The organism is Desulfonatronum parangueonense (genome assembly GCF_054656975.1).
The window spans coordinates 1303897-1320519 of the sequence record NZ_BAAHXH010000003.1; the positions used below are offsets into that span (position 1 = coordinate 1303897).

Genomic DNA, 16623 nt, shown 5'->3' on the forward strand with positions numbered 1-16623 from the left:
TCGGCAAAAGAACGACGCCTTTCGCTTTGGAGGGAGCGACTTCCTGCCGGATGTCGCAAGTTTGTATGTGCCGGGGATTCTACTGAACGAAGTCCACTCCATCCGCAATGGGCAGGGAGAAGGAAAACGTGCTGCCCTTGCCGGGTTGGCTTTCCACCCATATTTTGCCGCCGTGCTTGTCCACAAAGTCCTTGCACAGCAGCAGGCCCAGGCCGCTGCCCAGCTCGCCCTGCGTGCCGCGCAGTGATTTTTTTCGGATCAGAATGAACAGGTTGGAGAGATGTTCTTCGTCCATGCCGGTTCCTTCGTCCCGGACGGAGACAATGGCCATGTCCTTTTCTCTGGCCGCGGTAATGAACACGGTTCCCCCGCTCATGCTGAACTTGATGGCATTGGAGATCAGATTGCGAATCACGGTGTCCATCATCTGCTTGTCCGCGTAAATCATCAAATTCTGGTCAAGATCGCTTTGCAGGAACACGTTCTTGTTGCCGGCAGTGGTCTGGAACAGCTCGATGTTGTTTTCAATCAGGTCCGCCAACTGACTGATCACCGGGTTGTACGTCATCAGCCCTCGCTGCATCAGCGACCATTCCAGCAGATTTTTCAGGAGATTGTACATGGTTTCCGTGGCCTGGGACAGTTCAGCGGCCATGCGGCGCAGATCCCTCAAGGGCAGGGTGTTGAACTCGTCGGTGAGCATCCTGGTCAAAGCCATGAAGCCGGCCAGGGGGCTTTTCAGGTCGTGGGCAATAATGGAGAAGAACTTGTCCTTTTCGTCAATGGCTGTTTGCAGCTGCTGGTTCTTTCGGACCAGCGCCTCCTTGTCCTGGACCCGGTCCGTGATGTCCTGGATAGCTCCCTCGACGCGGATGATCTTTCCGGATTCATTGCGGATCGCCTCGCCGGTCTTGCGGATCCAGATGCGATTGCCTCTCTTGTTGATGATTTCCACTTCAACATCAAAAGGCAGGCCTTCCCGGGCACATTTGTAAAATGAATCAGTGATCGTTTGTTGCCACTCCGGAACATATCGGCTGATGGCCTCCTCCGGTGTAAGCGATTCTCCCAGCTCCAGTCCATAGATTTCAGAAGCCTGACCGCTGACATAGAGCCTCTCTTCGGACACGTCCACGCTCCAACCGCCGAACAAGGCCATGCTCGCGGCCCGCTCCAACATGGTCTTCACGCGCAGGATTTCCATTTCAGCCTGCTTCTGCTCGGATATGTCCTGGAACGAGCCGATCGCCTGCACAATGTTCCCGGATGCGTCGCGCACGGCTTCTCCAATCCCGCGGACCCACCGTCTTTCACCCTGGACAATCAATTCCATTTCTTCGTCAAAGGGTACTCCCTCTTCAGTGCATTTCCTGAGTGATTCGGTAATTGATTCCTGCCATTCCGGGGCATACATCCTGATGCAGTCCTCCACTGATGGGGAAGCATCAGCTGGAAAGCCATGAATTTCCTTCGTCGTTGGATTAAGAAAGACCTTTTGATCTTCCACATTCACGAACCAACTGCCGAACCTGGCAAGGCGGCCGCTTTGCTCAAGCAAAAGGTGAGTGCGCAGGATCTCCTCTTCGGCACGCTTGCGCTCGGAAATGTCCTGAAATCCTCCCTCGACCCCTACGACCGAGCCGCTGTCGTCTAGAACCGCTTCTCCTATGACTCGGATCCAGGTTCGATTGCCTTTTCCGGTGATGATTTCCATTTCCTCGTCATATGGGATGCCTTCGTGGACGCACTTGCGGTATGCTTCAGCAATCTTCGCCCGCCATTCCGGAGCGTAAAAATTGATGCCTTCTTCCAAGGCTGGATAATAGCCCCGCGGCACTTCATGAATATCGGCAACCTCATCCGTCCAATAAACGCGATTTTCGGCAAAATTGACGGACCACCCTCCGAAACGAGCCACGCGCCCCGCCTGTTCCAGCATGGTCTTGACGCGCAGGATTTCCTCTTCGGCCCGCTTGCTCTCGGTGATATCCTGAAATGCCCCTTCCACCCCCACGATGGCGCCGGAGGCGTCCCGGACCGCTTCTCCGAGGATTCGCACCCAGACCCGATCGCCATGGATGGTGACCAGTTCCATCTCCTCATCGAAACAAATGCCTTCCCGGGCGCAACTGCCGAATACTTCGGTGATCCTGTCCCGCCATTTCGGAGTGAAATATTGAATGGCGTCTTCCACTGTCGGCGAAAAGTCGGGAGGCAAGCCGTAGATCGAGGCGACTTCCGCGGTCAGAACAAGCCGGTTCTCGACCAGATTCACGCTCCAGCCGCCGAACCGAGCCAGGTGGCCGGCGCGTTCCAGCAGCACCTGGGTCTGTGTGGCCTTCTTCTCGGCCTGTTTTTGCCTTGTGATGTCCTGGATGGAGCCGTCAATCCGGATGACGGCGCCGGAGGCGTCCCGGATGGGCTCGCCGATGTTCCGGACCCAGATCCGCTCGCCCCAGCCGGTGAACATTTCCACTTCCACATCGTAGGGCACCCCCTCCTGGGCGCATTTGCGGAACGCATTGCCGATCAGCTTGCGCCACTCAGGAGGATAAAATGCCCCGGCCTCGACCAGGGGGATGTCCTGCTCCTCGGGCTTGCCCCGGATTTCGGCGGCCTGGCTGGTCAGGTATACTCTCTTCTTCGTCAGGTCAGCGCTCCATCCTCCGAAGCGGCCGATTTTTCCGGCGGCATCGAGCAGTCCGGCGGTGCGCGCCATCTCTTCCTGTTCCCGTTTGCGGGCGGTGTTGTCGCTGAACGCGATGCGGCAGAGCTTCCTGCCGTGGGAAACCTCCATGTCCGCGGAGCGGACATAGGCCCAGAACCAGGTTCCGTCCTGTTTCAACATCCGCAGTTCCTCGGTCTCCATTTGATCCGATTCCATGGCTCGCCTGCGGTACAGCAGGAAGGCGTCCTGGTCTTCGGGCAGGATGAAACTGGTCAGCTTCCGGTGGATCAGATCCTGCCTGGAAATCTCGAGCAGGGTTGCGGCGGTGAGATTGGCTTCCAGGATCTGGTTCTTTTCATCCACCGTGAGGTACCCCATGGGCGCGAAGTCATACAGATCCTGGTAGCGCGCGCGCTCCGCCTCCAGCTTTTCTTGAGTTTGGCGCAACTCTTCATTCTGCAGTTCCAGTTCGACGCGGTGCACGCTCAGTTCATGAAATATGCGTTTCTTCTCCGATCCGGTCACCTCGGAAAGATATTTTGTGGACAAATCAGGATCCCGGCGGAGCTTTTCCTCGGCGCACTCGCGCAACTCGCTGGAATCCTGGGATTGCTTCTTTTTGCTCATTGTTCCGCCTCCGGCATGATGTTCGGCATAATTCGCCCGTTCAGGATTGCCCGGTATCGAGAGCCTCGGGTTTGGTGACGTCCCGGATGGCGAGCAGGATATGCTCGGATTGTCCCTGCTCGTTGTAGATGCGCCGGGCGTTGAGCAACACGGTGCGTTGTCCGATCTTCGCGAATTCGATCGTCACTTCAAAATCTGTAACCATCTTGTTTTCACGCAGAACTTCCTCCAACAATTCATGCAGCTTCGGGGTGTTCCAGTGGCTGTCGCCCAATTCGTAGAAGGCCCGTCCATTCGTGTTCTCCGGAGTGACCTGGAACAGGCCGCAAAAAGCCCAGTTCGCGAACACCACCTGCATTTGCTCGTCCAGCACCACCAACGGTTCATGCACCGTGTCGAAGACGGTCTTGAACAGCTTGTCCCGTACCTCGCGCAGCTTCGCCTCCCGCAACTCCCGTTCCACCTGCTTGCGTTGGGAAATGTCCACAAACGTGAGCACCGCGCCCTCGATCACATTGTTCATGGTCCGATAGGGACGAATCTCCATCAAATACCATTTGCCGCTCTTGTCCCGGACTTCCAGCTCCTTGGGAGTCAGGTTGTCCAGCACCGCCTTGATGTCTTCGGCCGGATCGCCGTAATCTTTCAGATTGGTGGCCACATGGTTCACGGGACGGCCCAGGTCACTCTGGATCAGGTTGATCACCTTGGTGACGGCGGGCGTGAAGCGGACAATGCGCAGGTCCATGTCCACGAACACCGTTCCGACGCCCGTGCCGGCCAACATGTTGTTCATGTCGTTGTTGGCGCGGGTGAGTTCGACCACGCTGGCCTGCAGTTCGCTGTTCACCGACGTCAATTCCTCATTGACCGACTGCAGCTCCTCCTTTGAGGTTTCCAGTTCCTCATTGGTGGACTGCAGCTCCTCGTTGACGGACTGCAGTTCCTCGTAGGAGGCTTGCAGTTCCTCGTTGGACGTCTCCAGGTCCTCATACGCGGACCGCAGACTCTCTTCCTTGAACTGGAGTTCGCGCTGCAAGGAGGCAATCAGGGAAGCGTCCCGATTCTCGGTCGCGGGAGTTTTTGCGCCGGAAACCTCGTTCCCGGAAACGTTCTCGCCGCCAGGCCGGGAACCGGAGTCCTGATCCGACGCCGCATGGTCCGTCCGCGTCGACTTCTCCATGATCACCAGAAAAAGAGGAACCGGCGTCTCTTCTTCGGATTCGTCCGGGAGCCGGGCCACCGGACGGACGGTCAGATCGACCAGCATCGGCCGGTCGCTGGAAAACATGTGCACTCCGGGGTGGTGCACGACCTTCCGGGAATCGACGGCGTTGCGCAATGCCTTGGCCAGCTCGCGGCGCAATCCCGGACGCGCCATTTGCACGACGTTGTCCGCTCCGGATTCGCCCTGGGACGGCTCCAGATACTCGCCCGTGCGGCCGTAGTAGTAGAGTACGTGACCGTGCTCCTTGACCAGTACGGCGGAGGGAGCAAGGTGCAGCAGCAGATTCCGTTCAATAATTTTCAGCAGTGGTGGTTTATGTTGTCGCATATCTCGATGGGGCGGCTTTTTCACTCGTTCCATGCTCGGCAGAAAACTCTCCAGGGCGAGCCGTTGCGACGTGGGATCTTCGTTCTTTTTTTGATACAGCTTCCACGCGCGGTCCAGGGTATCAAAAAGATTATGGAAATTCCCCACGCTTTCGGAACTGCCCAGGAAGAGAAATCCCTTCGTTTTCAGGCTGTAATGAAACAGGGGGAGGACTTTTTTCTGCAAATCGTCGTTCAGGTAGATCAGAAGATTGCGGCTGCTGATCAGATCGATCTTGGAGAACGGCGGGTCCTTGATCACGCTGTGTTCGCTGAAAACCATCATTTCCCGGATGAACGACTTCACCTGGTACTGGCCGTTCATCTTGGTGAAAAAGTCCCGCAGCCGCTTTGGCGGCACGTCCTCGGCGATGTTTCGCGGATAGATGCCGGCCCGGGCCACGGAAATAGCCCGGCTGTCAATGTCCGTGCCGAAGATCTGCACGTTGATGCGCTCACCTGCCTTTTGCAGTTCCTCGGTCAGCAGCATCGCCAGCGAATAGGCCTCCTCGCCGGTGGAACACCCCACCACCCAGACCCGGATGACTCCGTCTTCGTGCTTGTCGGCGATAATCTTCGGAATGACGGTTTTCGCAAGCGCCTTGAACGCGTCAGGATCCCGAAAAAAACTGGTCACGCCGATCAGCAGGTCGCGAAACAGGGCTTCCACCTCCTCCGGATTGTCGCGCAGATATTGTTCGTACTCCTCGATGGTGTTTATGTGATGAACGGCAATGCGCCGCTCGATGCGTCGATGGATGGTGCGGGGCTTGTACTGGGAAAAATCATGGCCGGACTGGGCCCTGAGCAGACCCAGAATCTTCTTCAGAGTGGAATTGATTTTCTTCCCCGGTGCGGCGGGGGCAGTTCGGAGCTTTTTGAAGAAATGCCGCTTGTAGGTCATGAGCTGGTCGGGCATTTCCTCGGGAGGCAGCACAAAGTCCGCCTTTCCCGTGGCAATGGCGCTCCTGGGCATGTCCGCGTATTCGCAGGTGGACGGCTCCTGAACCATGACCAGTCCGCCTTCGTCCTTGACGTCCTGCACGCCGAGGGTTCCGTCGGTGCCCGTGCCGGAAAAGACCAGGACAATGGCCCGTTCGTGCAGATCCTGAGCCATGGAGCGAAAGAGGTAGTCCACGGACATTTGGCGATGCTTTGATTTTTGCTTCGCCAGGTGCAGCCTGCCGTCCAGAACGGCCATGTCCCGGCCCGGTGGAATGATGTAGACGCAGTTCGTCTCGACGACCATGTCGTCCTGCACTTCGAAAACCCGCAATCGGGTATGGCGCTGGAGGATCTCCGTCAACATGCTCTTGTAGTCCGCGGACAGGTGCATGACCAGGACAAAGGCCATGCCCGGATCCGCGTCCTTGGGCATTGCCGAGAAAAAGGCCTTGAACGCGTCCAGCCCTCCGGCCGAAGCGCCCATGCCGACAATGGGGAAAATATCGGACATGGAATCCTGATCCGGTTCCGAAGTCTTACCTGTACCGGGGTCTTGATTTTTTGCCCTGGTATTTGACTCGGAATCCTGATCCGGTTCCGATGTTTTGCGGGTACTTCGGTCTTGATTTTCGGCCTTGGTATCGGATGTCATGCCGGGGTTCCTCATCCAAAAAAAAGTGTACCTATTCAGCACATACGGTGCATGACCGTTTTCCAGCACTGGATTCCGGCGTTCGCCGGAATGACGAATCGGAGCAAGCCGTTTCCACGTTAGTCATACCGGCGAAGGCCGGTATCCAGATCTTTTTTCTAGCTGTGCTGAGTATTTACAAAAAAGTTAAGTAAATACTCCGCTCATCCGAGAATGATTCGGACTGGATAGCGATAGCGCCGGCTTTCGCCGGCATGACTGACTTTAAACGACATGAAATGCGATGTCATTCCGGCGAAAGCCGGAATCCAGTGCTGGAGGATGGCCATACACCGTGTGTGCTGAAAAGTTACAAAAGTTACGCCGATCTGCCGGGACGAGGAATGTCGTATTTCTTGAGCAGGCCGTAGAGCCGGGCTTGGCTGAGACCCGAATGGTGCAGCGCTTTGCGGAGATCGTTGCCGGCGCTGTGCATGAGATGCGTCAAATAATGCTTTTCAGAAGCTTCCCGGACATGGGTGCAGTAGGTTTTCCAATCCTGGCCGAGCAGTTCTTCCGGAGGGGCGTAACCTTCGTTCGCGGCGGCCGAGACGCCGGAATCAACGGGATGAACCGCATGTTTGGACTTCAGAAACCGGACATGCAGTTCCCGGGGCAGATGGGACGGATACAGCACCCGTTCCTCGGGCGCCGAGGCGATCAGGGCCTTGAGCGTGTTCACCAGTTCCCGCACATTGCCCGGCCAGTCGTGGTCGGCGAAGAGTTCCATCAGATCCGGAGAGGCGACCTTGTCCGGAAGTCCCGAGTGGCGACTGATGGTGTTGAGATGGTGATTCACCAGATCGCCCAGATCGTCGAGGCGCTCTCGAAGCGAAGGCAGTTGAATGGTCACGGTCTGGATCCGGAACAGCAGATCCTCCCGGAAACGGCCCTGGCGGGCCATTTCGTTCAGGTTGCGATTGCTGGCGCAGACCAGTCGGAAATTGCTGGTCAGCTCCTGATTCTGGCCCAGGGGGCGGTACGTCCGGCTTTCCAGCACCCGCAGAAAGCTTTTCTGCAGGGCCGGCGGCATCTCGCTGACCTCGTCCAGGAACAGGGTGCCCTTGTGGGCCCGCTGGATCAGCCCGGTGCGATCCGTGACCGCCCCGGTGAACGCGCCCTTGCGGTATCCGAACAGCTCGCTGCCCGCGATGGTTTCGGTCAAGGAAGCGCAGTCCACCACCACCAGCTCCTGGTCCTTGCGCGGGCTGTTGGCGTGCAGGGCCCGGGCAAAGACCTCCTTGCCGGTGCCGGTCTCCCCCAGAAAAAGCACTTCCGCCGCGCTCTTGGCCGCCCGGCCCATTTCTTCAAGACAGCGCCGCAAAGCCGCGCTGTCGCCGATGATCCCATCCCGATTCACCGGCTGCAGGGCCAGCCTGGTGCTCCGATACTCCAAAGCACGCATGCACGAGAGCTTCATCTGCAACGGGGTACTGGTCTTGGTGATGAAGTCCCAGGCGCCTTTAAGGATGGCCAGTTCCGCGTTCTCGGATTCGAGGGAGCCGGTGACGACGATGATTTCCGGCGAATTGGGCAGAGACTTGAGATCGGACAGGATGTCCAGCCCAAAGCCGTCGGGAAGCTGCAGGTCGAGGAAGATCAGGTCGATGTCCTGATTCTGGGAATGAGCCAGGTTTTGGCCCTGGGTCAAGGTCGGGGTGTGAAAAATCCTGTGCCCCTCGCTGGCCAGAACGTCGGAAAGCGCCGCGCTGAACAGTTCATCGTCGTCAATGATCAGAATGTTCGCCATGTGAGGTCTCTATTGTCCGAAGGTTCAACGGAAGCAAGATTCCGCTTTTTTTTAAGAACGTACGCCACCCGCCACCCAGAGGCAACGCATCTTCCGGGGAGGGGGATTATCCCGGCAGTCCAATTTCGTGAGGTCCATCTCTCTCTATCGAAATCGCAATCGCAATCGCAATCGCAATCGCAATCGAAAAAAAACGTAATTACCAGCTGAGCGTAACCGCTCACAAACTTGTGGCATTCAACGGGATAAATCCTGGGAGCGCCGCACCCCAGTGCGGCAACGGTGTAACGCACTCAGGGCAAAGTTCCGGCTGGAGCATGGTCCCAGTAGCTTGGTCACGAAACTCCGCGTCGATGGGTATACCTGCACAAGGGAACTTCATCGCCCGGAGTTTTTGAGCAGTTACAGCTAAGCCAAAAAAAAAGATCTGGTTACCGGCTTCGCCGGTATGATTAACATGGAAACGGCTTGCTCCGTTTCGTCATTCCGGCGAAAGCCGGAATCCAGTGCTGGGGAATGGTCATGCACCGTATGTGCTGAATTACAAAAAACAATTTTTGACTCGATTGCGATTGCGATTTCGATTTCGATTGCGATTGCGATTGTGCTATCGGCGATGAGCCTTCATGCGCCAAAAGCCATTCTCCCTGAAGCATGTTTTATCCGGATGTCGTTATCTCAATTCTCAACAAATGGGAACATGCATTCGCATGTTATAATAACGGACAGAATCACACACTTGGCCGGATGCGGCCTTTTAGCCGCATCCGTCCAAATTTTGGATGTCGCTTCAGAATGACTCGACAAGCTCCACGCCGCTCCTCGGATCAAATCGACAACAAGGGTAGTTACTCGGCTCATCCGTTTAAAAACTGACTGGATACCGCTCCCCGTCTACACGAGGACAGGCTTCGCGGATTTGACTGACTCGAAGACGGCATTGAAAAACAAGTCATTCCCGCGAAGGCGGGAATCCAGGTCATGCTTGCCACAAGCTTTGAAAAGCTAAAGCTTTTCCGCTCTGAAGCTGAGTAGACCCAAACAACGAGCAAAAGCGGCGACGATGCCGGTTGTTCAAGCGGTATAGTTGTCGTGACGCGGAACGTAATCAGCGGGATCGATGCCGTACAGCCGAGCCGAATTCTCACCGAAAATCTTGTTCTTTACCTTCCCATCCGCCGGCCCCAGAGGTTCGAAACCGTGCAGCTTCTGGACGGTCTCGGGAATCTCGAACCGGCGCAGCGCCTCGATCTGCCACTGCGGCGAGCCGAACCAGACCGAATCCGTGCCCCAGCAGACATGGTCCGCGCCCATGTTCTTGATCAACGTGCCCAGGATTCCAGCGCACAGATACGGATGCGCCACGCTGGTCGCGGCGAAGACCGCGCCCAGTTCCGCGTACACGTTGGCCACACCGTACTTTTCCGGAATCTCGGAAAGGTCAGTCACCCATTTGATCCGGCCGGTCCGTTGGAATTCGTCCACGTCCTGGACTATGGGAACCACCCGCTCGATGGCGGAATGGTAAATGATGAAGTTCAGATCCGGCCAATCCTTGGCCGCTTGGCCCACGTCGTCCACGTTGGCGTAGGCAACCAGTTCCGGGGACAGGTTCTGCTCATAGCCCACGGGCAACAGGCCTTTGTGAATGCAAATGTTCCGGATGCCGGCGTTTTGGATCTTCTCATAGGCCGGATAGACCAGTTTTTCATCGTCCAGCCGCCACGGGTATTCGGATTCGCCTACGGGGTCGCCGATGGTGTAGCCCTTGATGGCGTCGGGTTTCAGTTCAAGAGACCGATCCAGCTCCTCCTCCCAGCCCGGCTGGCCGGGGGTGATCACCGCGTGGCCCAGCAGGGAACGCTTGCCGGTGCGGGAATTGACCTTCTCTCGGGTCGCCAGGGCCTGTTCGTTGGTCAGAAACCAGCCTTCCTTGTCGTCGCTGGGCGCGTTGCTCAGTACGGCACAGGTTGTCTGGCTCTCGACAAAGACTTCCCGGTAGAAGTTTTCAAACAGCAGATCCTCGAATTCATGGTTCTCGTCGTCCTTTTTCGGGTTCCAGTCATCCGCAGCCCGGCGCAGGGCGAGCAGGTTCTCGGGCTCGGGAAATTCTTCATGGAGATAATGAACCTGGACGTCGAAAATGAACTGGTGCGCGTAGCGTTCGATCTGATCCCGCGCCATGCCCGGATCGGATGCTTCGGCGATATTGACGTGAAAAAAGTGACCGAAAACCGAATTCAAGGCCAGAAACGAGGCCGCAAGCCCCATCTGGCTCTTCAAAAAATCCCGCCGGGTCATGCCCAGACGCGGGCCGTGACGATCAGCCAGGCGGTTCAATTCGGAAATGACGGCGCTGGAGCCGTATCTCCCGGAAACAAAGAGCCGGTTTTCTTCATCGTGTTGAATCGGCGCGCATTTATTCCATTTCATGGCTGTATCCTCATATTGATGACTTGCGGAGTCATTTTGGACTCACAGAGCCTGGCGAAACAGTAATTTTCGTCAGGGCGTGGTCAGTGATCAGTGATTAGCGTCCAATAAGTCAACATGTGTCGAATCCCACAAGATTGTAGTTTCAGTCTACGGACTTTTTGCAGTGGCCTCCTTGCAGATGGGGATCGTTCAAAAGCGTGTGGAGCACAAAAACGAGCAGGAAGCATCTCGCCTTGAAAGACTCGATGCTTCCTGCTCTCCCACATTACCCTCGCTGCACATGAAACGACCTGCGACAATCAGGTCGAGCCGCCTGGTCGTCTGACAGGAATCAGGCATTACTTACATTTTCGCACTGACTGCTTCCCTGTTCCGAAACGGAGCGTGATGCATCCTTTTCCTGTCTTCCACGGCGTCGACTTCGGGTTCGATGAGTTGCGCCAGAAGCAGGTAAACAAGATCCGCGATGGATCGGCCTTCATCGGACAGAAGAAAGAGGTGGATGTCTTCAATGGAGGCAAAAGTAATGGCTCCATTGAAGACCTTTTCTTCCAAATCTCCGCTGTGACGAAGAATGATGCCCAGGATGTATGCATCCGCCGCTGATCGATACAGGGCAAGCTGCATCCGGGTGGAACAGTTCACCGTTCGGTTTTCATCATCCACCGATGCCAGCAGAACACCATGAAAAACCAGATCCTCAAGATTCATGCGTTTGATTCGATATTCCTGCATTGTTCCTCCACTTATAGAATAATGATATGTTGCACCCATGCGTCATCATGACATCATTGCCCGGGTCATTCGCCGCATCGCACATCCCCTTTCATTCCCGCTCAGCACCGGGCTGCCCGGTTCCCGAAGCTTCCAATCGCCCTGTCCAGGCGACCAAGCGGGATTATTCCCCAAATACATATCAAGAATGATGCCATAGCAAAGAGGCTGCTCTATATACTGAAATTATTATATTTTTCCAGGCCCACACGATATCCCCGCTTCACACTGACCTGCATTTCACAAGAAAACAAAAACAATTCTTAATAACAAAGAAAAAGCAGCTCATCCAATATTTCAAGAATCAGTTGTCGCTGACAAAGAGCCAGGGGCAAGTCTGCTCTGGGCTTTTGCTGCCCACTTCGGAGTCATGCCCCATGCCTGACCTGGGAGACGAATTCGGGCAGATTGTCGGCTTGCCTGATGTCATAGGTTGAACATTTCCCGGTCGACGCATAGGGTAGTGGAAGTCATGACTGCCGGCGAAGCATGACGGCTGGAATACGAGTCCGGCAGGCTATGCCATGCTGCACCGGCTTATGGCATCATTCCATATTTCTCCGTCACGTGATCGCGTGCTATCCTGGTACGGCCCCACCATCCTGAGAGTGCATATGGAAAAATCAAGGAGCTGCTTCATGCTGATCGCCAATCCCATCTACGACAGCGTCTTCAAGTATCTGATGGACGATCCCCGGTCGGCCAAGGTGATCATCTCCACGATCATCGGCGAAGAAATCGAGGAGCTGGCTTTCAAGCAGCGTGAGCGATCAGCCCAGTTGGCGACCCTTGGAGTGAGCATCTTTCGCCTGGACTTTTCCGCTGTGGTCAAAACCGCGGACGGTTCCCGCAAAAATGTGCTCATCGAGATTCAGAAAGCGGACAGCGGAGACGACATCCCCCGCTTTCGCCGCTACCTGGCCGAGAACTATTACGCCCCCGTGCACAAGCAACTGGAAGAACAGGAAACGAACGGCGCATCGGAGACAGACGCTCCCATGGCGCCGATCATCACCATCTACATTCTCGGCTATCCGCTCAAGCACCTCCAGGGACATTCCGCGGTCACGATCCGACGTCATTATCAGGACTCGGTCACTGGCGAGGAAATCCCAGCACGCGAGGACTTCATCGAACTGTTGACCCATGACAGTCATGTAATCCAGGTTTCCGAGCTGAAGCAGCGCCGGCGCAACAAGCTGGAGCAGTTGCTGGCCCTGTTCGAACAAATGAACCTCCAGGCCAACAAGCACCTGAAGGTCTTTGAGGACGAACTACCCGAAGAGTTCCAGACCGTACTGGACCGCCTCTACCGGGCAGCCCTGGACAAGAAAATCCGCTCCCAGATGGAAGTGGAAGACGAATACCTGGAAGCCTGGCGACGCCGGGACCGTTCATACGAAGCGGTTTTGGAAGAGGCCAGAGCAAGGGAAGAAGAGGCCAGAGCAAGAGAAGAAGAGGCTAGAGCAAGAGAAGAAGAGGCCAGAGCAAAAGAAGAAGAGGCCAAGCAGCAGGTTGAAAAGGAGCGGCGTGAAAAAGAAGCGGCCAAGGTGCTTGCGGAAGAGGAGCGGCGAATGAAAGAAGAAGCCTTGGCTGAACTGAAAAAACTGAAACGACAACTCGAGGAACGTTCGTAACTGTGCATATCCACGGCAATAAAACGTGTTAAATCCTGGAACGCCACATCCCAGTGCGGCAGCGATGTTAGACGCCAAGAGCCAAATTTCGGTGGCATCAATCCGTTTTCCTTTGTCACGTGATCACGTGCTATTCTGGTCTGGCCCCATCCTGAGAGTGCGTATGAAAAATCAAGGAGCTGCTTCATGCTGATCGCCAATCCCATCTACGACAGCGTCTTCAAGTATCTGATGGACGATCCCCGGTCGGCCAAGGTGATCATCTCCACGATCATCGGCGAAGAAATCGAGGAGCTGGCTTTCAAGCAGCGTGAGCGATCAGCCCAGTTGGCGACCCTTGGAGTGAGCATCTTTCGCCTGGACTTTTCCGCTGTGGTCAAAACCGCGGACGGTTCCCGCAAGAATGTGCTCATCGAGATTCAGAAAGCGGACAGCGGAGACGACATCCCCCGCTTTCGTCGCTACCTGGCCGAGAACTATTACGCCCCCGTGCACAAGCAACTGGAAGAACAGGAAACGAGCGGCGCATCGGAGACAGACGCCCCCATGGTGCCGATCATCACCATCTACATTCTCGGCTATCCGCTCAAGCACCTCCAGGGACATTCCGCGGTCACGATCCGACGTCATTATCAGGACTCGGTCACTGGCGAGGAAATCCCAGCACGCGAGGACTTCATCGAGCTGTTGACCCATGACAGTCATGTAATCCAGGTTTCCGAGCTGAAGCAGCGCCGGCGCAACAAGCTGGAGCAGTTGCTGGCCCTGTTCGAACAAATGAACCTCCAGGCCAACAAGCACCTGAAGGTCTTTGAGGACGATTTGCCCGAAGAGTTCCAGACCGTACTGGACCGCCTCTACCGGGCTGCCCTGGACAAGAAAATCCGCTCCCAGATGGAAGTGGAAGACGAATACCTGGAAGCCTGGCGACGCCGGGATCGTTCATACGAAGCGGTATTGGAAGAGGCCAGAGCAAGGGAAGAAGAAGCTAGAGCAAGGGAAAAAGAGGCCAAGCAGCAGGTTGAAGAGGAGCGGCGAATGAAAGAAGAAGCCTTGGCTGAACTGGAAAAACTGAAACGACAACTCGAGGAACGTTCGTAACTGCTCATATACGCGGCAATAAAACGTGTTCAATCCTGGGAGCGCCGCACCCCAGTGCGGCAGCGGTGTTAGACGCCAAGAGCCAAGTTTCGGTGGCATCAATCCATTTTCCTTTGTCACGTGATCACGTGCTATTCTGGTCCGGCCCCATCCTGAGAGTGCGTATGAAAAATCAAGGAGCTGCTTCATGCTGATCGCCAATCCCATCTACGACAGCGTCTTCAAGTATCTGATGGACGATCCCCGGTCGGCCAAGGTGATCATCTCCACGATCATCGGCGAAGAAATCGAGGAGCTGGCTTTCAAGCAGCGTGAGCGATCAGCCCAGTTGGCGACCCTTGGAGTGAGCATCTTTCGCCTGGACTTTTCCGCTGTGGTCAAAACCGCGGACGGTTCCCGCAAGAATGTGCTCATCGAGATTCAGAAAGCGGACAGCGGAGACGACATCCCCCGCTTTCGCCGCTACCTGGCCGAGAACTATTACGCCCCCGTGCACAAGCAACTGGAAGAACAGGAAACGAACGGCACATCGGAGACAGACGCTCCCATGGCGCCGATCATCACCATCTACATTCTCAGCTATCCGCTCAAGCACCTCCAGGGACATTCCGCGGTCACGATCCGACGTCATTATCAGGACTCGGTCACTGGCGAGGAAATCCCAGCGCGCGAGGACTTCATCGAGCTGTTGACCCATGACAGTCATGTAATCCAGGTTTCCGAGCTGAAGCAGCGCCGGCGCAACAAGCTGGAGCAGTTGCTGGCCCTGTTCGAACAAATGAACCTCCAGGCCAACAAGCACCTGAAGGTCTTTGAGGACGAACTACCCGAAGAGTTCCAGACCGTACTGGACCGCCTCTACCGGGCAGCCCTGGACAAGAAAATCCGCTCCCAGATGGAAGTGGAAGACGAATACCTGGAAGCCTGGCGACGCCGGGATCGTTCATACGAAGCGGTTTTGGAAGAGGCCAGAGCAAGGGAAGAAGAGGCTAGAGCAAGAGAAGCAGAGGCCAGAGCAAAAGAAGAAGATGCCAGGCAGCAGGTTGAAAAGGAGCGGCGAATGAAGGAAGAAGCCTTGGCTGAACTGAAAAAACTGAAACGACAACTCGAGGAACGTTCATAACTGCTCATATTCGCGCCAATAAACGTGTTCAATCCTGGAACGCCACATCCCAGTGCGGCAGCGATGTTAGACGCCAAGAGCCATATTCCGGTGGCATCAACCCATTTTCCTTTGTCACGTGATCACGTGCTATTCTGGTCCGGCCCCATCCTGAGAGTGCCTATGAAAAATCAAGGAGCTGCTTCATGCTGATCGCCAATCCCATCTACGACAGCGTCTTCAAGTATCTGATGGACGATCCCCGGTCGGCCAAGGTGATCATCTCCACGATCATCGGTGAAGAAATCGAGGAGCTGGCTTTCAAGCAGCGTGAGCGATCAGCCCAGTTGGCGACCCTTGGAGTGAGCATCTTTCGCCTGGACTTTTCCGCTGTGGTCAAAACCGCGGACGGTTCCCGCAAGAATGTGCTCATCGAGATTCAGAAAGCGGACAGCGGAGACGACATCCCCCGCTTTCGCCGCTACCTGGCCGAGAACTATTACTCCCCCGTGCACAAGCAACTGGAAGAACAGGAAACGAGCGGCGCATCGGAGACAGACGCTCCCATGGTGCCGATCATCACCATCTACATTCTCGGCTATCCGCTCAAGCACCTCCAGGGACATTCCGCGGTCACGATCCGACGTCATTATCAGGACTCGGTCACTGGCGAGGAAATCCCAGCACGCGAGGACTTCATCGAGCTGTTGACCCATGACAGTCATGTAATCCAGGTTTCCGAGTTGAAGCAGCGCCGGCGCAACAAGCTGGAGCAGTTGCTGGCCCTGTTCGAACAAATGAACCTCCAGGCCAACAAGCACCTGAAGGTCTTTGAGGACGAACTACCCGAAGAGTTCCAGACCGTACTGGACCGCCTCTACCGGGCAGCCCTGGACAAGAAAATCCGCTCCCAGATGGAAGTGGAAGACGAATACCTGGAAGCCTGGCGACGCCGGGATCGTTCATACGAAGCGGTTTTGGAAGAGGCCAGAGCAAGGGAAGAAGAGGCTAGGCAGCAAGTCGAAGAGGAGCGGCGTGAAAAAGAAGCGGCCAAGGTGCTTGCGGAAGAGGAGCGGCGAATGAAAGAAGAAGCCTTGGCTGAACTGGAAAAACTGAAACGACAACTCGAGGAACGTTCGTAAGTGATCAATATCCGCGGCAATAAAACGGGTTAAATCCTGGAGCGCCGCACCCCAGTGCGGCAGCGGTGTTAGACGCCAAGAGCCTAGTTCCGGTGGCATCAATCCATTTTCCTTTGTCACGTGATCACGTGCTATTCTGGTCCGGCCCCATCCTGAG

General features: G+C 55.9%; 9 protein-coding genes. 4 read left to right on the forward strand and 5 right to left on the reverse strand.

Annotated features, from left to right (window positions below; translation table 11 throughout):
• Positions 1-79 precede the first annotated feature (79 nt).
• From ACYQ15_RS06085 to ACYQ15_RS06105, 5 genes are all read right to left on the reverse strand, one after another.
• Entirely contained in the window at positions 80-3295 is a 3216-nt protein-coding gene (locus tag ACYQ15_RS06085) for a PAS domain-containing sensor histidine kinase (protein WP_459936635.1), read from the reverse strand.
• A 40-nt stretch (positions 3296-3335) separates the two neighbouring features.
• Positions 3336-6344, reverse strand: coding sequence for a chemotaxis protein CheB (locus tag ACYQ15_RS06090; protein WP_459936636.1), 3009 nt, complete (start codon positions 6342-6344; stop codon positions 3336-3338).
• A gap of 499 nt (positions 6345-6843) precedes the next feature.
• Positions 6844-8274 carry a sigma-54-dependent transcriptional regulator gene (locus tag ACYQ15_RS06095; RefSeq protein ID WP_459936637.1) on the reverse strand — a complete coding sequence of 477 codons (1431 nt, stop codon included), beginning with the start codon at positions 8272-8274 and terminating at the stop codon, positions 6844-6846.
• Between the two features lie 1074 nt (positions 8275-9348).
• Positions 9349-10707, reverse strand: coding sequence for an amidohydrolase family protein (locus ACYQ15_RS06100; protein WP_459936638.1), 1359 nt, complete (start codon positions 10705-10707; stop codon positions 9349-9351).
• Positions 10708-11052: 345 nt separating this feature from the next.
• A complete protein-coding gene (locus ACYQ15_RS06105) occupies positions 11053-11445 on the reverse strand; it encodes a hypothetical protein (RefSeq protein ID WP_459936639.1) in 393 nt (130 codons plus the stop codon).
• 677 nt (positions 11446-12122) lie between these two features.
• Between ACYQ15_RS06105 and ACYQ15_RS06110 the strand changes: the two genes are divergently transcribed.
• From ACYQ15_RS06110 to ACYQ15_RS06125, 4 genes are all read left to right on the forward strand, one after another.
• Entirely contained in the window at positions 12123-13121 is a 999-nt protein-coding gene (locus ACYQ15_RS06110; protein ID WP_459936640.1) for a hypothetical protein, read from the forward strand.
• Positions 13122-13307: 186 nt separating this feature from the next.
• Positions 13308-14222, forward strand: coding sequence for a hypothetical protein (locus ACYQ15_RS06115; RefSeq protein ID WP_459936641.1), 915 nt, complete (start codon positions 13308-13310; stop codon positions 14220-14222).
• Positions 14223-14409: 187 nt separating this feature from the next.
• The gene (locus tag ACYQ15_RS06120; protein ID WP_459936642.1) at positions 14410-15345 is read left to right on the forward strand and encodes a hypothetical protein; all 936 of its coding nucleotides are present in this window, start codon (positions 14410-14412) and stop codon (positions 15343-15345) included.
• Positions 15346-15530: 185 nt separating this feature from the next.
• Positions 15531-16466 carry a hypothetical protein gene (locus ACYQ15_RS06125; protein ID WP_459936643.1) on the forward strand — a complete coding sequence of 312 codons (936 nt, stop codon included), beginning with the start codon at positions 15531-15533 and terminating at the stop codon, positions 16464-16466.
• Positions 16467-16623 lie beyond the last annotated feature (157 nt).